This is a genomic window from Sphingosinicella soli (assembly GCF_014199685.1).
Classification (GTDB): domain Bacteria; phylum Pseudomonadota; class Alphaproteobacteria; order Sphingomonadales; family Sphingomonadaceae; genus Sphingosinicella; species Sphingosinicella soli.
This window is the reverse complement of record NZ_JACHNZ010000005.1, coordinates 91901-109232: the sequence shown is the minus strand read 5'-3', so window position 1 is coordinate 109232 and position 17332 is coordinate 91901. Positions and strand designations below refer to the sequence as shown.

Genomic DNA, 17332 nt, shown 5'->3' with positions numbered 1-17332 from the left:
GGCGTCTTGCGATGGTTCGATCATAAAGCCGGTAATCAGGCCCTCCGCTTGCTTCAAGTGAACGAAACGGCGTAGTCACGTACTGGAATGAAACATGGACTTCAAACTTGTGATCGGCGGAAAGCTCGTGGATGGAGCGAGCACGCTCGACGTCGTTAATCCTGCGACCGAAGATCTCGTGAGCCGAGCCCCCCGCGCTGACCACATTCAACTGGACGAGGCTGTATCTGCAGCCGTGCGAGCGTTTCCAGAGTGGGCCGCTCGCAGTTGGGATGATCGAGCCGAAGTACTGAGAGCAATCGCGAAGGTTATCGATGACAACGCCGAGCAACTCGCCGTTCTCATCACGAGCGAACAGGGCAAGCCACTTTCCGAGGCAAGACGGGAGGTCGCCGGTGCGTCAGGTACACTCCGGGCCGTTTCGGAGATGCGGCTCGCATCGCGCACATTCATCGAGACCCCGGATCGAAAGATCTACGAGCACTATGTGCCGCTCGGCGTCGTAGCGGCGATCGGGCCGTGGAATTATCCATTGCTGCTGCTAGTGGCGAAGATCGCGCCTGCGTTGCTTGCAGGAAACACGCTAGTAGTAAAGCCCGCGCCCACCACGCCGCTATCCGTCTTGTGTCTGGGCATGCTCGTCGTGAACCTGGTGCCGCCTGGCGTCATCAATATCATTGTCGATAATGACGATCTTGGACATCTGTTGAGCGGACATCCTGACGTCGCGAAGATTTCGTTCACCGGATCAACTGTCACCGGAAAAAAAGTGATGGCCAATGCGGCCGACACGCTCAAGCGGCTAACATTGGAACTGGGAGGCAACGATCCCGCAATTGTTCTTGATGATGCCATCCCCAGCGAGATCAGCGGTCAACTCTTTGAACGTGCGATGATAAATTCGGGTCAGGTCTGCGTCGCGATAAAGCGACTTTACGTTCCTAGGTTTATGTATGACGAGATTTGCGCCGAGCTTGTTGCGCATGCCAATGCGGCGAAGGTCGGCGACGGCATGGATTCCCCTTCGCACTATGGGCCGGTTCAGAATCGGCGCCAGTTCGAGCGAATTAAGGAGCTTATCGTCGATGCTACGAGAAATGGCGCCTTGATCGCCGGCGGACTGCCAGACGAAGATCGCCGAGGCTATTTTATTGAGCCCACCATAGTGCGCGATTTGTCCGATGATTCTCGCCTGGTACGTGAGGAACAGTTCGGGCCTGTTCTGCCTGTGCTTGCCTACGATGATGTCGAGGACGCGATCACGAGAGCAAATGCCAGCGTGTTCGGCCTTGGTGCATCAGTCTGGAGCAGGGATCCGGCGCGCGCAGAGGCAGTCGCCGCGCGCATACAGGCTGGTACTGTCTGGGTGAATAGGCACGGCGAACTTTCTCCCGCTATTCCGTTTTGCGGAAGCAAGCATTCCGGAATGGGCACGGATTTCTCGGATGATGGTCTAAAGGGATTTTGCCAGTCCGTCGTCATTAGCGTCGGGCCCTAAGGTTCTCGGTAGATGGGAAATTTTCGCTACTGGTGTGCGGAGGAGGCACAATTTCTCTTAATTGAACAGGGTAATGCTACGTGATACTCAGTCGCTTTGAAATGGATGATCATGTCGAAATCCGGGAAGGGGTTCAGCGGCTGTGCGTTCAATTTGATAACGAATATTGGCGTAAACTGGATGAATTCCGCGCATATCCAGTCGAGTTTGTGAACGCCCTAACAAAGGCGGGATATCTTTCGGTGCTCGTACCTGAAACATACGGAGGCTCTGGTCTGGGGCTGTCAGCAGCCGCGGCGATCCTTGAAACGATCCAATCGCAAGGGTGTAACGGCGCGGCCTGCCATGCCCAGATGTATATCATGGGCACAATCCTGCGGCACGGATCGGTGGAGCAAAAGGGCGCTTTCCTTCCAGCGATCGCCTCAGGAGAACTTCGCCTCCAGGCGTTCGGCGTCACCGAACCCGACAGTGGATCAGACACCACAGCCATCAAGACGACGGCCCGGCGCGAAGGAAACGAATTTATTGTCAATGGTCAAAAGATCTGGACGAGCCGTGCTGAGCACTCGGACCTCATGTTGCTGCTCGCGCGAACCACGCCGAGGGAGGCGGTGGATCGAAAGACGGAAGGATTATCGACCTTCATCGTGGACATGCGCAAGGCGCAGGATGACGGGCAACTGACTATTCGTCCGATCCGCACGATGATGAACCATTCCACGACCGAGGTATTTTTTGATAACATGCGCGTCCCAGCCGCGAACTTGGTTGGAGAAGAAGGCAAGGGTTTCCGCTATATCCTGTCAGGCATGAATGCGGAGCGGATACTCATCGCGGCGGAATGCGTTGGCGATGCAAAATGGTTCCTCCGGAAGGCCACGGCCTACGCGCGGGAAAGGAAAGTTTTCGGCCATGCAATTGGATCGAATCAAGGCGTGGCATTCCCCATTGCACGGGCGTTCGCCAACATGCGGGCCGCAGAATTGATGGTGCATGAAGCGGTCAGCCGTTATGATAGCGGCGAGATGGTGGCGGCGGAAGCCAACATGGCAAAAATGCTGGCGGCTGATTCCGCTTGGGAGGCCGGCAACGTTTGCCTCCAGACACACGGGGGGTTCGGCTTTGCGGAAGGAGTAGGAATTGAGCGGAAACTTCGCGAGGCGCGGCTTTATCAAGTCGCCCCGGTTTCCACCAATCTCATTCTTGCATATTTGGCTGAACATGTTCTGGGTATGCCGAGAAGCTATGGAGTATAGAAGTTTTTCAGCATGAGCACGGCACTGAAGCAGGGCAATATTCTCGATATTTTTCTCTAAAAAGCACACTGGAATTAGACGTCTAGTCACACCGCGATCATGTAAGAGAATTTAATTGCTCACGGAATCCGGTGCCCCGGAACGGCGCTGTTTTTTTGCGATCGAAGCTGGACTGGAGACAAGCGAATGGCGAACGGATTGAGTGACATTGACAGGACCTGGACCAACGGCGCACCCGTGCCCAACTGGTTCGAGCAGGCCCTTTCAGTTCCGCGTGAGGAAGGCTTCGTGGAAGTCGATGGCGTCCCAATCCATTATTTGCGATGGGGCGATCCGACCAAACCGCCGGTCCTGATGACACACGGCTTCCTGGCCCACGCACGTTGTTTTGCATTCATTGCCCCTCTGTTCGCCGCAGATTACGACATCGTCGCTTATGACTTATCGGGCATGGGAGATAGCGGAGCACGCGACTTCTCGGATGACGAGATAAGGGCTCGGGAAATGATCGGCGTCGCGCGGGAACTCGGCTTACTCGACAGGGCCGCAAAGCCGATCGTGGTCGCGCACAGTTTTGGAGCTCGCATTGGGGTAAAGGCAGTCACTAATTCGCCTGATTCCTTTGATGGCCTTATTGCTTGTGACTTAATGGTGCTTCGCCCGGAAGCCCAGGCAGCCTTGTGGGAGAGCGGGCACAAACGGCCAGGATCTGGTGATCCAAATAAGCCTGTAAGCCGATATCCAGACTTCGCCACAGCCCGGAGTCGTTATATCGTATCTCCGTCGCAGGATGCAGGAGAACCCTTCTTAATGGATTACATGGCCTATCATTCACTGCGTGATACCGGCGAATACTGGACGTGGAAATACTCGCCGAAGGTCTTTGGAGTTCCCACGGATCGAGATGCATGGGGGTTAATGGGGAAACGCCTTGTTGATGCACCTGGCCGCAAGGCCATAATCCATGGTCAGCAGAGTGCTTTGTTTACTGCTGACTCCCGCCAATACATTTGCGAACTCGGGGGCGAAAATATTCCCGTTGTCCAAATCCCCGAGGCACGACATCACTTGATGTTGGACCAACCATTGGCTTTCGCTGCAGCAATTGCGGCATTCCTTGGTGAGTGGACGGCGATGCGCGATATTAAATGTAAAGTCGAGGTATAATGCTATCGCCAAGGGGTGGTGTAGTATAACGCGAATGGGCGGGTTTTACGTTTTCGGGCATTACGATCGAGGGCGTCGTGAGCAATTTCATTCGATGCATATTGGGAACACAGGGGCCGCGCGTTTAAATTCGGAAAGTCCTCGGGACTCCCTCAACGAATTTCGAGATCAAGATCTGGGAATGGCCAATTTTTGTCAAAATCTACCAAAAGAAGACAGTCTTTTCAATAGCCTATGAAATTAGGCTTAGCTGGATGCTTTATTCAAATGTACAGCCTGCTCTCCAGTTTATCAATGATTGAGGTGTCATCTTTCGTCGCCTCGCCGTCAGCCGGACTCTATTGCGCGCAGATGGGTGCCGAGGTGATTCGCGTTGACCAGATTGGCGGCGGATCGGATTTCCACCGCTGGCCAGTCACGAAAGCCAATAATTCGTTATATTGGGAAAACCTAAACCGCGCCAAGCGCTCGGTCGCGCTCGACTTGGGTTCAGCGCCTGGTCGCCAGCTATTGCAGGAACTGATCCAGAAAACTGGCCAATTCATCACTAACCTGCCTTTCGACGGCTTTCTTTCGCACGAGGTACTAGCGCAGGGACGCGCCGATCTTGTAACCGTGCGCATCATGGGGCGGGCCGATGGTTCGCCCGCGCTAGATTACACGGTCAACAACAGGGTCGGCTATCCGATGATGACAGGGCTTGGGCCCGAGCCGATAAATCATGTGCTGCCGGCCTGGGACCTTATCGCGGGTGCCTATGCCGCATTTGCCCTCCTTGCCGCGATCCAAAGGCGCGGTGTGACCGGTGAGGGCGGTGAAGTGCGAATTCCACTCTCAGATGTTGCGATTGGAACTGTCGCGAACCTCGGCGGAATTGCAGAAGTTCTTTACACCGGGGAGAACAGGCCGCGCCTAGGCAATGCCATCTATGGCCTGTTCGGGCGTGACTTCGTAACAGGAGACGGTGTCCGCACGATGATAGTGGTGGTGACCCCAAGGCAGTGGGCCGGCCTTCTGACCGCATTGAATCTTGCAGACGCAGTGGCCGCTGTCGAGGCCGCCCGCGGGGTGAGCTTCGCGAAGGACGATGGCTTGCGATTCGTCCACCGCGATGCGCTGTTCCCTCTTTTCGAAGCTGCGGTCGCGAGCCGATCCCATGCGAATTTGGCTGTTGCACTCGATGCCGCCGGCGTAATGCATTCAAGTTACCGCACAATGCTCGACGCCGCGAATGACCCGGAGCTTGTTGTCAACAATCCGATCTTTGGTGAAGCGCCGAACCCCTCCGGTTTCAACTATCCCGCAGCGGGCAGCTTCGCGACCGTCCCGCTATCGGAGCGAAGAGAGCCTGCACCGGCACCGCGCATCGGACAGCATTCGGAGGAAGTATTGGCGGAACGGCTCGGTCTGTCGAGCGGAACCATTGCCGAACTCATTGACCAAAAGATCGTGGGCATCGCCTGATGTTGGGTTCGAGCTTTAGAAAGGCGTTGGACGCCTCGTGGGTCTTCTACAACGCCGCACTCGCCGCCTTGCGGACACGCCTTGAAACGATCCCAATCGACGTGGAGCAACGCGCTGCTCACGGTTTTGCCTGGGTAGCGACCAGCGTCGTCGCCCTCGACTCTTTGGCGACCTGGATGGAACGCAATGGCGCTGCCAATCCGCTGGACAGCCAAGTAGCGGATCTTGCCTTCGCCGAAACCATCGCGCAGCTGATCGGCGGCCTTCCGATGGGGCAGAACGAGATCTTTCGGCCGATTGACCTGGGTATTGAAGACGCGGTGCATGCACTTGCCTTGGGGGCCGCAGACTTTCTAAACTGCGATCGCGCCGCCATACGCGGGTCCCTGGCAATGGCATTAGCAGATGGGCAGTGGCCGTCGGAAACGTTTCATGATGAAAGTCTCGATGCCATTCGGGACCAATTCCGCCGGTTCACCGAAGCCGAGATCCTTCCTCACGCCCACAAGTGGCATCTCGCGAATGATCTGATCCCCGATGCGACGGTACAGGCTATGGCAGACCTTGGAACATTCGGCGTGTGCCTTCCCGAAGAGTTTGGTGGTCTCGGCCTCGGCAAGCAGGTGATGTGCCTGGTGACGGAAGAGTTGTCTCGCGGGTGGATCGGGGCCGGATCCCTTGGGACACGCTCCGAGATCGCTGGCGAATTGATCATGCTGGGGGGCACAGCCAATCAGAAAGCCCTGTGGCTGCCGAAAATCGCCAGTGGTGAAGTACTGCCGTGCGCCGTGTTCACGGAGCCGGACGTCGGATCGGACCTCGGCAGCCTCGCCACCCGTGCGGGTAAGGAAGCCAGTGGCGAATGGGTCATCGATGGCGCAAAGACCTGGATTACTCACGCCAGCCGCTCGGATCTGATGACGCTGCTTGTCCGCACTATACCGGATGCCAAGGGTCACGGTGGCCTGTCCATGCTGCTGGTGCCAAAGCCCCGCGGCACCGTGGACAATCCGTTCCCGGCCGCGGGCATGTGGGGCAGCGAGATCAACGTGCTCGGCTACCGGGGTATGCGGGAGTATGCACTGTCCTTCGACGGTATGCGCGCGCCCCCCGATGCGTTACTGGGAGGCGAGCAGGGCAAGGGCTTCAAACAGCTGATGTCCACGTTTGAGAGCGCCCGAATCCAGACCGCTGCGCGGGCGGTAGGTGTTGCCCGCCGTTCACTGGAACTCGGGGTGGATTACGCGATCAATCGCAGGCAGTTCGGCAAGAGCATCATCCACTTCCCGCGCGTGAGCGATAAACTCGCGATGAGCCTAGCAGACTTCGTCATGGCGCGCGAACTAACCTACTATGCTGCGCGCGCGAAGGATTCGGGCAAACGCTGCGACATCGAGGCGGGCATGGCCAAGCTCTTGGCCGCCCGCGCCGCCTGGTCCAATGCCGACGCCGCGCTGCAGGTTCACGGAGGCAACGGCTATTCGCTCGAGTTCGAGATCAGCCGCGTCTTGTGCGACGCCCGTATTCTCAGTATCTTCGAAGGCGCGGCAGAAATCCAAGCTCAGATTATTGCCAAGCGGTTGTGGGAATCCAGGGTGTGGTGACATTTCGGGCATCGAACGACCCGCTGACGCGGACGAGGCAGGGACGTCCCGGAGCGCTTCCCGGCCCGAGCTTTCTAGGACCAGGCGATTGAGGGAACCAACCAGACATGGCGCTTAGAGAATCGATCATTACTTCGCTTGGCGATGAGCTGTATGAAGCTCACGTTGCAGGTGTGACGGTGCCCAATCTACGTGATCGCAACCCAGGCATGGATATCGTCGACGCCTATCGGGTTCAGGAACGGATGATAGATCGCCGTCTGCAGAGCGGCGAGAAAATCGTCGGCAAGAAGATAGGCGTAACGTCAAAAGTTGTGCAGGACGCGATTGGCGTGTTCGAGCCCGATTTCGGGCAGCTCACCGATGCCATGCTCGTCGCCGACGGAGCGACCATCGACCTTGGGATGCTGATCCAACCCAAGGCCGAAGGTGAAATCGCTTTCGTTCTTAAACGCGATCTCGTCGGGCCCGGAGTTACTGCCGCAGATGTGCTCGACGCGACCGAATACGTCACGGCGTGCTTTGAAATCGTTGATAGTCGGATCAGAGAATGGGACATCAAGATTCAGGACACGGTCGCCGACAATGCTTCTTGTGGAGTGTTCGCGCTCGGCATGGAAAAGGCCGATCCGTCGCAAATCGAACTGTCTTCTGTCGCCATGAAGATCGAGCGCAACGGTCAGCTCGTCTCGACCGGGATGGGCGCCGCAGTGCAGGGATCACCCCTCAATTCCGTCGCCTGGCTCGCGAACACCCTTGGCCGCTTCGGGATTCCATTCAGGGCCGGGGAAACAATTCTGTCTGGCGCACTGGGGCCGATGATCGATATATGCGATGGGGACCACCTTCGGCTCACTGTCACGGGTGGCTTGGGAACATGCGACCTCACATTCAAAAAAATCACTGGTGGACGAAACGAAAGGCCGACGTTTCTTAGGTGAGCCGCCATCCACCCCTTAAATTCCAGCGAGCGAGTATTATAATGGAAAAAGTTAGATGTGCAATTATCGGTCCGGGTAACATCGGCACTGATCTGCTTTACAAACTGCTCCGTTCCGAGGTTCTCGAACCAGTTTGGATGGTCGGCATCGAGGCCGCTTCCGAAGGCTTGTCACGCGCGCGAGCGCTGGGCCTCAAGACCACGTCCGACGGTGTCGACGGTCTTTTGCCTCACATCATCGATGACAGGGTCCAAATTGCGTTTGATGCAACGTCGGCCTATGTGCACCCGGAGAACAACCGCAAGCTGAACGCGTTGGGGCTGCTGGTGATCGATTTGACCCCGGCCGCGATCGGGCCTCTTTGCGTCCCTTCGGTTAACTTGGAGGAGCTAGCCGGTCAGCAAGTGAGAAACGTCAACATGGTGACTTGCGCGGGGCAAGCCACGATTCCAATCGTCAAGGCGGTGAGCAGAGTCCAGGCAGTGGACTATGCCGAGATCATTGCCACGGTGGCGTCGAAATCGATCGGGCTGGGAACACGCAAGAACATTGACGAATTCACTCGCACGACGTCTGCGGCAGTTGCCAATGTTGGAGGCGCAACAAAGGGCAAGGCCATCGTCGTCATAAATCCGGCCGAACCTCCGCTTATCATGCGAGATACGGTTTATTGCGAAACCACCACAGAGCCAGACCGGGACACTATCACAGCGTCCGTCCTCGAAATGATCTCGGCTGTGCAGGAATATGTACCGGGTTACCGGCTGAAGAACGGTCCGACTTTCGAGGGACGGAAGGTTTCGATCTTTCTTGAGGTCGAAGGATTGGGTGATTTCCTTCCGAAGTATGCCGGAAATCTCGATATAATGACCGCAGCTGCATCCCGCACTGCCGACATGTTCGCACGTGACATACTCGCCGGCAAGTTCAAGCTTGCCGTGCAAACGGAGAACCTAAATGCTTCTTGAAGATCAGGTGAAGGGCCGCAAGGTCAAGCTGCACGACATGTGTCTGCGCGATGGAATGCACTCCATGCGTCATCAGATTACGATTGAACAGATGATCGACATCGCCTCTGGCCTGGACGAGGCAGGTGTGCCGTTGATACAAGTCACGCATGGAGACGGGCTGGGAGGGTCGTCGCTCAACTACGGTCGCGGCCTCCATTCCGATCAGGAATACATATCGGCGGTTGCCGCGCACGTAAAGAACGCCACGATTTCGGTTCTGCATGTACCCGGCATCGGAACGTTAGACGAATTGCGGATGGCTGCCGATTCCGGGGCGGGTTGCGTGCATGTCGCAGCACATTGTACTGAAGCGGATGTTACCGAACAGCACATCGGTCTCGGCCGCAAGCTTGGCCTGGATACCGTCGGCTTCCTGATGATGGCCCACATGACGCCAACCGAGAATCTGGTGGAGCAGGCGCTTCTGATAGAACGCTACGGCGCTCAGACCATTTATTGTGTCGATTCAGCGGGTTACATGCTGCCTGATGATGTGACTGGACGGATCTCCGGGCTGCGCAGCGCATTGCAGACGGAAACGCAGATCGGCTTTCACGCTCATCATAACTTGGGCATGGGAGTTGCCAATTCGCTAGCTGCGGTGGCGGCAGGTGCCGATCGAGTTGACGGATCGGCGGCGGGACTGGGCGCCGGCGCCGGCAACACGCCCTTGGAGCTGTTTGCCGCGGTGTGCGAGCGATTGGGGATCGAGACCGGAGTAAGCCTGTTCAAGTTGATGGACGTCGCAGAGGATCGGGTGCTTCCAATCATGCCGAGTCCTCCGCGAGCCGACCGGGATTCGATAACCTTGGGTTTTGCCGGCGTATATTCGACGTTCCTGTACCAAGCCAAGGAAGCGCAGCGCAAATACGGCTTGCCCGCGCGCGATCTCCTGCTTGAGTTGGCGCGCAAGAAGATGATCGGGGGGCAGGAAGACATGATCGAGGATACTGCTCTTTCCATGGCAAAAGAGAGGGGCCTTATCCCGCCTGATCGTTACCGGTTAGGCCATGTTGACAAAGGACTTCAGTCATAGGCGTGCGACTGCCAGGTTGAGGAAGCTCTCGAACGAGAGGACGGTCTTGTCGTAACGTGTTGCGATGCGGCGCTGTTGCTTGAGCTTGCCGAACATGCGCTCGACGCGGTTGGACAATAACCGACCGGTTGTTACCGCGGAGACTGGGCCTTGATGCGGGCGGCGAGTTCTGCGTCATCGACGAAGTCGTCGAGGAAGGCGTGCCAAGTTTCGGGCGTGATACGCGCGCGTCCCTGAGCATGTCTTTGAGTTCGTCGATGCCGTCATCGGTTAGGGCGGTGATGGTGTCTTCCGGGCCGGTATAGACGCTGATGATCGCGCGGTAGGTCAGGTTGTTGGTAAGCGTGGCAGGATCCCGCCTTGGTAATGTCGCGCTGACCGTGCAGCGTGTCTATAGTGGCTTGGTCAGTGATGTTTGTGCCCAATGAGCGACTGGTGGTCGGGGACGCCATCGGCGGGATAATATTTTCGTCGTTTTTGCAGGCTTCTCTAGCGTTTCGGAGTGCCGGCTAGTAATAATTTGGCGAGCCCTGAGGGCGCTGATTCACCGGAGATTCTAATGTCGCAGCTTGCTGCGCGCGCCTTGGCGGGCGGGCGTAATGTATGATCATTCCGCAATAGCGTCGTGGGCCGCCTATCTCGATTGTAATACCAACGATTGCGGACTCTGACTCACGCGGACGATTCCCAATCGGTTGCTGATGTGATTCAACACTCCTGTTCTGAGGGAGGTTGCGATGGCGGCGGCGGTTGGGTTGCGGGGTGATTTTACGGCGGCGGCAGTGCGGCGGCTGGCTCATGGGAGCCGCGATGCCGGACAGGTCCGCCGGCTTTTGTCGCTGGCGGCGATTTACGGTGGTGGCAGCCGGAGCGCGGCGGCGCTTGTCGGCGGCGTCGGCTTGCAGACGGTTCGGGACTGGGTGCTGCGGTTCAACCGCGACGGACCCGATGGACTGATCGACGGCAAAGCGCCCGGGGGTCGCCCGCGGCTCGACGCCAGCCAGAGGGCAGCGCTGGCGGCGGCTGTCGAGCGCGGCCCCATCCCGGCGGCGCACGGCGTTGTGCGCTGGCGGCTGGTCGATCTCGTTCAGTGGGTCCAGGACGAGTTCGCGGTGTCGATCAGCCCGCAGACGCTGGGCCGCGAGCTTCGCGCCATGGGCTACCGCAAGCTGTCGGCGCGGCCACGCCATCATGCGCAGGAGGCCGAGACGATCCCGGCATTTAAAAAAACTTCCCCGCCCAAGTGGCAGCGATCCGGGCGGCGCTCCCGCGCGGCACACCCATAGAGCTGTGGTGGCAGGACGAGGCGCGGGTCGGCCAGAAGAACGGCATCACCCGGCGCTGGGCGAAACGCGGGACGCGGCCCTCGGCGCCCAAGGATCAGCGCACCGCGTCGGCCTATATCTACGGCGCGATCTGTCCGGCCGAGGGCAAGGGCGCCGCGCTGGTGCTGCCGCGCTGCAACACCGAAGGGATGACGCTGCACCTCGCCGAGGTCGCCGCCACCGTGGCCCCGGGCGCGCACGCCGTGCTGCTGCTCGATCAGGCGGGCTGGCATCTCTCGGCCGGGCTCGTCATCCCCGCCAACATCACGCTGCTGCCGCTCCCGGTCAAATGCCCCGAGCTGAACCCGGTCGAAAACGTCTGGCAGTTCATGCGCGATAACTGGCTGTCGAACCGCATCTTCAAATCCTACGACGACATCCTCGACCATTGCTGCTTCGCCTGGAACCGCCTCACCGATCAGCCATGGCGCATCATGTCCATCGGACTGCGCCAATGGGCGCATGGGTCATGATCAACGAGCCTTGGTATTAGCCACCGCAGCGAGAATCCTGTTCAATTACCGGTATCTTGACCGTGCCGTTGGCGCGCTCAAACTCCGTGGGGTAGCGGATCACGAAGAGGCGCTGCGCCAGCTATCGCCGCTGGGCTGGGATCAACATCAACCTGACCGGTGATTATGTCTGGTCGGATAGCAGCAACTTCGACGCTGATGGCTATTTGCCGCTGAAAATTGGCTCTTCATGACCGGGTTGCAAAACGCTACCGTGAATCTGTGTCCCAATAATGCACTGGGGCCCAGTTGCGCCCCACGCTCGGACACGAACAGCCAGGGCAGGTGATCGTCGCGCGCGCCGAGGTACCGCCTGATCGCGCGCAGTTCGTCGCCCGCGATCGGCTGTTCGACCGACAGGCCGTTCTTCAGACGACGCACCCAGAGCCGCGCGACGGCAAGGTCGACCTCGTCGCGGCGTAGGCCGATCGCCTCGCTGACACGCAGGCCATGACGATACATCATGAGCACGAGCAGGTGATCGCGTGGCCCATGCCGTCCGGCCTTGGCGGCATTGAGCAGGCGGTCGATCTCGGCTGCCGTCAGGAAATCCTTGCGGCGTTCGTGGGCATCGGCGGCCGTATCCGTGTCACTCTTTACATTTTGCCGGTTGATCGCTTTCTCGGCCATGCTGTGTTCCCTTGGGCGCATTGCCTTGCCGTCGGCGTCACTCTTGACGAAATGCGCTTTTTGTAAAGAGTGGCTGGGTACGCCGAGGGTCACGCGGCGATCCTGGCCTCGATGTCGAGCCGCCGCTCCATATTCAGGTCGAACGCACCATACGGGCTGACATGCGCCCAGATGAGCGGGTTAAGCCGCGCTCATCCGCTGCGGTCATGCGCCCGCGCCAACGCTCCTCGGCAAGAACGCGCTGGAGCATCAGCGTGTTGACGTACACCAGGCAGGACTGGAGGAGGTGCAGCGCCGCGACCGATGTCTGCTGCTCGTCGAGCCGGTTCGATGCGACCTCGCCGCCCCGGCCGAAAAAGATGAAACCGTTGGCCGAGTTCCAGGTCTCGACGACGTTCAGCCCCTCGTTGATTTCGCGGCGCAGGGCCTCGTCGTGCAGGTAGCGGCACAGGAACGCCGTCTTCATCGCCTTGCCGAGCTCGGCAAGTGCCTTGTATGAGAACGGCGGTGCAAAATTAGACCACGGTAGCGGCGGCGTAGTGTTGCTGCGGGCGGCGTAAAAGTCGTCCACTTTTTCCTTTTTCGCAATGCTGGCGGGGAGGGATGAGGGATTTACACCGTGGAACTTTACCTGAGGGTTCGTCTGGCCGAGTGAATCAAATCACGCCCCGATTGGCCAAGGGTTTTTGGAGGTGCCCAGATTTGGACCTGATCCGCGGATCACCATACCGGCCAGCGGCTTCTGAAAGCGCCGCAATCAAGGCCTGACAGAAGACCGCACTCAATCACCAGTTCAGAAGGTCAGAAACCCTCTTGCATCACGGGCGGCAACCACAGAAGTCCTGAGCCTAAAGAAACGTGTTTATGTTTTTGGAAAGCAGAACAGTTTCCTGAAGAATTATCATGCGACGCGCAAGTTTCAGAGCCCCACCTTCAACACGCCGGATAAGATCTTTGCGCCGCGCGTGCATATCCATTTTGTCGTCCTCACACCTAAGACGACTATTCACAATGACCGAATGAACCACCCATTCGTTAGGATCAACTGTGACCTCAACTTCTATGTTGCTGACGAGATGAAAGTGACGTGTAGGTGGATCCTCAGCCCACGCCGAGGGTTGCTTTGCTCGACTTACGCGAAGCTTTAGATACTCAAGATCATCATCAAAAAACGCCATTCTGTCTGGGGCGATCTGGTTCTTGTCTTTACGATAACGTGCCTGGATACCGGGCATCCAGTAGTGAATATCGTCCGTAAGAAGTTTGATCCACTCATCGTAATTCTCATCGTCAAGCATCCTAGCTTCTCTATAGAGAAATTGCTGTACCTCTATAATAATATCAATAGAACACGATAGTGACATGGCCTTTTGCCCCCTTCCAACGAATCAATGTTCATTTTCTTTTCCTGCTAGCGTCGCGGCACATCAGACCAAGTCTCCGAACTCATCAGATCTGCCCAACGCTGATAGAATGCGCGCTGATTTGCCTCGTTGAGCTGACTTTTATAGACGTTGCCCTTGAGAGATTCACTTTCAATCTTGGAATCAATACCCATTCCGAAGTGAAGTTTTTGTTTCCGCGTCACGACTCCGGCATTGGTCGACGTGCAATTTTCAAAATTTTCGCCGTCATCCATTTCGAACAAGCCTGCAGGCGAGAAAGTGAGCATTACTCCCCGGCGATAATGTTCCTTAAGAGTTTCGGGTGCGCTTGCGTTCAAATACACCCATGTGTGCAGTTCCGTCTCATGCGGCCCCCTTGGGTTCCAAGTCCGGAACGTGTTATGTCCAACCAGAAAGGAAAGGTTGGGAAAAACATTGGCCGAACTCAGCGCACCCACCATACGGCTACGCACTTTACCCAGCCGCTCGGCAAACCTCGCCTCCTGTTCCCTGAGGTATTCGACAATTTCCGGGGACTTCAGCGTCGCAGCATTCCCGATAAAATCCAGTCCGAACTCCCAGCCATGGCCGTTCACGTTGACTTGATAGGACCGGTCCGAGTGGATGGTTGGGGCTTTGCCGAACATCGCAATCAGCGCCGAACTGTGCGTCCAGGTGGCATGATATGCATCTCCGACAAAATTCTCGGCAGGAAATTTCCAGTTGCACTTGAGGCGTGACTTAATGTTCCCATCGATAAATTCGATACCTCCTTCGGCATTGTCCAAAATAACATCTAAATACCAGCGAAAGTCCCCTAGATACTCATCCAGCGAAGGCGCATCGGGGTCAAAGGTAGCAAAATACATGCCCTTGTAGTTCTCGACCCGCGCCTGATGCAGGCCAAGCTTGGCTTTGTCGAATGTGGGATTGCCATCGTACAACTGTGGGCGGCTGACGCTCGCGAGACTGCCGTCAAGGCCGAACGACCAACCGTGGAAATTGCAAGTGAAACGTCGTGCTCGGCCCACCTCTGCGAAGCAGACGCGGTTGCCGCGATGGGTGCACGAGTTAAGGAAAGCATAAACCTCGCCATCTTCAGCACGGCAAACAATAACACCGTCCTCACCGATAACGGTAGTTAAAAAATCACCCGGCTCGGGAATTTGCGAAGTATGAGCAATGAAGTTCCAGCATCGAGCAAAAATGCGTTCGAGCTCGAGCGCATATAGATCCTTGTCCCAGAAGATGCGTCGGTCAATTTCGTAGCTGTCGAGATTGACGAAATTGGGTAATTCCGAAAGTATGCTCTGCCGATCTCTCGTCATGGTGGAAGCTTGGGCCACTGATTTTCTCCTAAAAAAAATACTATTTCTATTTTATATTCAAATCTGCCCGGATATCCCAAATGTGAAAACCTTATGCCTGTAAACGGACGCAGCAGGAGCTATGCGGTTGGTAATAGTGCATTCCGGAATCGATCTTCAGGTGACAGTACAAGCTCGCATCAGTATGTCATGTGTTCCAACTTGTTGCTTCGGGCAATCTGAGAAAGAGCCTTCTTGTCAGCCTTATTTGCGGGAGTTCTCGGTATACTGTTCACAAGATGAATTGCTCTCGGTCGCTTATAGGCAACAAGTTTCCTCTCGCAGGCGCTTGCAAGTTCCTCCGTCGTGCCTGACGAGTTGTCGCGCAGGATGACAAATGCAACCGGAACTTCGCCCTTGCGCTCATCCGGAATGCCTACGACATGCGCTTCCGCCACAGTGGAATGGGAAGCAAGAACTTCCTCAATTTCACTCGGATATACGTTGTAGCCCCCGACGATGATCATGTCCTTCTTTCGGTCCACTAAATGCAGGAAACCTTCCTCGTCCAGGTAGCCCACGTCACCCGTGGCCAGCCAACCATCGGGATGACCGGCGGCTTGCCCCCAGTAACGGTTGACAACCGTCTCCCCACGGACCCGGATTTCGCCCGTCTCGCCGGCAGGGAGTTGCCGTTCGAAATCGTCAATATCCACGATCTGCAACTCGATACCGGGAAGGGGCCTTCCCGCAGTGCCATAGCGGTGCGTTCCGTCCATCGAGTTGGCGGTGAGCGGTCCGCCCTCCGTCATACCAAAGGCCTCAAGGATCGGAACTCCAACTTTGCCTTCCCACGCCTGTAGGGTTTCCATCAGGAAAACCGAGCCCCCCCCGGGGCAGACCCGGATGCTGGACAGTTCGGTCTTCTCAAGAGCCGGAGACGCCAGCAACCCGACATAGATCGCTGACGGTCCGCCACTGAACATCGTTACCCGGTGCCGCTCGACGGCTGCCAGGACGTCCGCCGGTTTGTAACGCCGCACAATGACCAGTGGAGAGTGGCTGTAGATCGGGTTGAGGCATCCCATGTGAACGCCCCAGACATGGGCGATAGGGGCAACATTCAGCCAGACTTCTTCGCCTGGCCTGGCTGGCCACGCAGCCTGCATGTTTTCGGTGACTTTCATCAGTGACCGATGCGAACGAGATACTCCCCTGGGTTCGCCAGTCGTCCCGCCCGTAAACACCATGTTGGCCAAGGTTTCCGGCATAATCACAACGTTGGGACGCGGGCCAGGGTCGGCAAGCAAAGTCTCGAGCATGAGGTCGCCTTCGCCAAGGACAAGCACATGATCGACCCCGGCTCGGGACGCAGCTTCCATCGCCGGCCCTTCGCTGCCCGCCAGGGTCAGAATGATCTTTGGCGTTGCGATATTCAGCATCCGCACAAGTTCGTGTTCCGTATAGAGCGGATTGATCATCACGGCCTGTGCTCCCGCCACCAAGCAGGCGAGAAAGGCAACATTGGCCTCGATTGAATTTGGGAGGTGAATCGCCACTCGCTCATTGCCGTCAAGAAGCGTCAGCAGGTGTCGGGCGAGCACGGCAGCGGACGTGCCAAACTGCTCGTAGTTTAACGAGCGCTCCTCATCGATGAGGGCGATTGTTTCAGGCGCGCAGTCGACGGCATTCCAGAACATGGCGGCTACATCGTCAAAGCGGCTCCTTGCGGATGAGGAGGCATAGGCCATAGACACTTCTCTCCTAGTTTGTTCCAACCGAAACGCCGGGTGCCAAGTCATGGATCCTTAGTGTGCACAAGTCAGGCGGAAGGTAATCGGATAGCGACCGTATCTCCATCCAGCTTCACCTCATATGTACGCACAGGTTCAACGCACGGGAAGCTTACGGGCTGGCCCGTTCTTATGTTGAAGGAGCCGCCATGAAACGGACATTCAATAACGCCCGCCTCTTGCCATCCTTCACTTAGTGAGGCACTGCCATGAGTACATTTATCATCGATAGCGTAAATTTCATCATCTATCTTGAAGAGCGCAATCCTGGTGCCATTGGGCAACTCGAAGCAGCGAGGCTCTCCTTGCAAAATCTCATTGCTACGGCACGCGATGAAATACTCAGTCATTCGCTTCCTCAATTATCGCTAAATACTCGTTACCGGGACAAATAAAACAAG

At 57.1% G+C, this 17332-nt stretch carries 15 protein-coding genes and 2 pseudogenes; 10 read left to right on the top strand and 7 right to left on the bottom strand.

Annotation, left to right across the window (positions count from 1 at the left end; translation table 11 throughout):
- The first annotated feature begins 94 nt into the window (after positions 1-94).
- The 8 genes from GGQ98_RS03630 to dmpG all read left to right on the top strand — a co-directional run bounded on the left by GGQ98_RS03630 (position 95) and on the right by dmpG (position 9979).
- Positions 95-1498 (top strand): aldehyde dehydrogenase family protein, encoded by a 1404-nt coding sequence (locus GGQ98_RS03630; protein WP_184065226.1) that lies wholly within the window; start codon positions 95-97, stop codon positions 1496-1498.
- A gap of 101 nt (positions 1499-1599) precedes the next feature.
- A complete protein-coding gene (locus GGQ98_RS03625; protein ID WP_184065260.1) occupies positions 1600-2757 on the top strand; it encodes an acyl-CoA dehydrogenase family protein in 1158 nt (385 codons plus the stop codon).
- Between the two features lie 186 nt (positions 2758-2943).
- Positions 2944-3924: an alpha/beta fold hydrolase gene (locus GGQ98_RS03620; protein WP_184065224.1), complete on the top strand. Its 981-nt coding sequence runs from the start codon at positions 2944-2946 to the stop codon at positions 3922-3924.
- Positions 3925-4191: 267 nt separating this feature from the next.
- The gene (locus GGQ98_RS03615; RefSeq protein WP_184065222.1) at positions 4192-5388 is read left to right on the top strand and encodes a CoA transferase; all 1197 of its coding nucleotides are present in this window, start codon (positions 4192-4194) and stop codon (positions 5386-5388) included.
- Positions 5388-6992 (top strand): acyl-CoA dehydrogenase family protein, encoded by a 1605-nt coding sequence (locus GGQ98_RS03610; protein ID WP_184065220.1) that lies wholly within the window; start codon positions 5388-5390, stop codon positions 6990-6992. The genes GGQ98_RS03615 and GGQ98_RS03610 overlap by 1 nt, the downstream gene beginning before the upstream one ends.
- A gap of 107 nt (positions 6993-7099) precedes the next feature.
- Positions 7100-7933 (top strand): fumarylacetoacetate hydrolase family protein, encoded by an 834-nt coding sequence (locus tag GGQ98_RS03605; RefSeq protein WP_184065218.1) that lies wholly within the window; start codon positions 7100-7102, stop codon positions 7931-7933.
- 41 nt (positions 7934-7974) lie between these two features.
- Positions 7975-8901 (top strand): acetaldehyde dehydrogenase (acetylating), encoded by a 927-nt coding sequence (locus tag GGQ98_RS03600; RefSeq protein WP_184065216.1) that lies wholly within the window; start codon positions 7975-7977, stop codon positions 8899-8901.
- The gene (gene dmpG, locus GGQ98_RS03595) at positions 8891-9979 is read left to right on the top strand and encodes a 4-hydroxy-2-oxovalerate aldolase (RefSeq protein ID WP_184065213.1); all 1089 of its coding nucleotides are present in this window, start codon (positions 8891-8893) and stop codon (positions 9977-9979) included. Before GGQ98_RS03600 ends, dmpG begins: the two co-directional genes overlap by 11 nt.
- Here dmpG and GGQ98_RS03590 read toward each other — a convergent pair.
- Positions 9974-10090, bottom strand: a pseudogene (locus tag GGQ98_RS03590) (IS5 family transposase); the annotation flags it as partial. The gene dmpG and the pseudogene GGQ98_RS03590 overlap by 6 nt on opposite strands.
- Positions 10091-10716: 626 nt before the next feature.
- Here GGQ98_RS03590 and GGQ98_RS03585 point away from each other — a divergent pair.
- Positions 10717-11777, top strand: a protein-coding gene (locus tag GGQ98_RS03585; RefSeq protein WP_184065211.1) for an IS630 family transposase whose coding sequence is annotated in 2 segments (ribosomal slippage) — positions 10717-11209 and positions 11209-11777 — 1062 coding nt in all. Because the reading frame shifts where the segments join, the coding sequence is not laid out codon by codon here.
- 147 nt (positions 11778-11924) lie between these two features.
- Here the strand turns inward: GGQ98_RS03585 and GGQ98_RS03580 are convergent.
- The 6 genes and pseudogenes from GGQ98_RS03580 to GGQ98_RS18910 all read right to left on the bottom strand — a co-directional run bounded on the left by GGQ98_RS03580 (position 11925) and on the right by GGQ98_RS18910 (position 17215).
- Positions 11925-12539 carry a tyrosine-type recombinase/integrase gene (locus GGQ98_RS03580; RefSeq protein WP_184065208.1) on the bottom strand — a complete coding sequence of 205 codons (615 nt, stop codon included), beginning with the start codon at positions 12537-12539 and terminating at the stop codon, positions 11925-11927.
- Positions 12536-12998, bottom strand: a pseudogene (locus GGQ98_RS03575) (Tn3 family transposase); the annotation flags it as partial. The pseudogene GGQ98_RS03575 and the gene GGQ98_RS03580, both read right to left, overlap by 4 nt.
- 296 nt (positions 12999-13294) lie before the next feature.
- Positions 13295-13810, bottom strand: coding sequence for a 3-phenylpropionate/cinnamic acid dioxygenase subunit beta (locus tag GGQ98_RS03570; RefSeq protein ID WP_184065204.1), 516 nt, complete (start codon positions 13808-13810; stop codon positions 13295-13297).
- Between the two features lie 47 nt (positions 13811-13857).
- The gene (locus tag GGQ98_RS03565; RefSeq protein ID WP_341534122.1) at positions 13858-15177 is read right to left on the bottom strand and encodes an aromatic ring-hydroxylating oxygenase subunit alpha; all 1320 of its coding nucleotides are present in this window, start codon (positions 15175-15177) and stop codon (positions 13858-13860) included.
- A gap of 161 nt (positions 15178-15338) precedes the next feature.
- Positions 15339-16889 (bottom strand): class I adenylate-forming enzyme family protein, encoded by a 1551-nt coding sequence (locus GGQ98_RS03560; protein ID WP_184065202.1) that lies wholly within the window; start codon positions 16887-16889, stop codon positions 15339-15341.
- A gap of 71 nt (positions 16890-16960) precedes the next feature.
- A complete protein-coding gene (locus GGQ98_RS18910; protein ID WP_424141342.1) occupies positions 16961-17215 on the bottom strand; it encodes a non-heme iron oxygenase ferredoxin subunit in 255 nt (84 codons plus the stop codon).
- On the opposite strand from GGQ98_RS18910, the gene GGQ98_RS18255 reads away from it, so the two are divergent.
- Positions 17141-17326 carry a hypothetical protein gene (locus GGQ98_RS18255; RefSeq protein WP_243451673.1) on the top strand — a complete coding sequence of 62 codons (186 nt, stop codon included), beginning with the start codon at positions 17141-17143 and terminating at the stop codon, positions 17324-17326. The genes GGQ98_RS18910 and GGQ98_RS18255 overlap by 75 nt on opposite strands.
- Positions 17327-17332: the final 6 nt, after the last annotated feature.

Bases quoted from the DNA above. Each gene is read 5' to 3' on its own strand.
- GGQ98_RS03630 (WP_184065226.1), top strand. From the start codon at position 95: ATGGACTTCAAACTTGTGATCGGCGGAAAGCTCGTGGATGGAGCGAGC.
- GGQ98_RS03625 (WP_184065260.1), top strand. From the start codon at position 1,600: ATGGATGATCATGTCGAAATCCGGGAAGGGGTTCAGCGGCTGTGCGTT.
- GGQ98_RS03620 (WP_184065224.1), top strand. From the start codon at position 2,944: ATGGCGAACGGATTGAGTGACATTGACAGGACCTGGACCAACGGCGCA.
- GGQ98_RS03615 (WP_184065222.1), top strand. From the start codon at position 4,192: ATGTACAGCCTGCTCTCCAGTTTATCAATGATTGAGGTGTCATCTTTC.
- GGQ98_RS03610 (WP_184065220.1), top strand. From the start codon at position 5,388: ATGTTGGGTTCGAGCTTTAGAAAGGCGTTGGACGCCTCGTGGGTCTTC.
- GGQ98_RS03605 (WP_184065218.1), top strand. From the start codon at position 7,100: ATGGCGCTTAGAGAATCGATCATTACTTCGCTTGGCGATGAGCTGTAT.
- GGQ98_RS03600 (WP_184065216.1), top strand. From the start codon at position 7,975: ATGGAAAAAGTTAGATGTGCAATTATCGGTCCGGGTAACATCGGCACT.
- dmpG (WP_184065213.1), top strand. From the start codon at position 8,891: ATGCTTCTTGAAGATCAGGTGAAGGGCCGCAAGGTCAAGCTGCACGAC.
- GGQ98_RS03570 (WP_184065204.1), bottom strand. From the start codon at position 13,810: ATGTCACTATCGTGTTCTATTGATATTATTATAGAGGTACAGCAATTT.
- GGQ98_RS03560 (WP_184065202.1), bottom strand. From the start codon at position 16,889: ATGGCCTATGCCTCCTCATCCGCAAGGAGCCGCTTTGACGATGTAGCC.
- GGQ98_RS18255 (WP_243451673.1), top strand. From the start codon at position 17,141: ATGAGTACATTTATCATCGATAGCGTAAATTTCATCATCTATCTTGAA.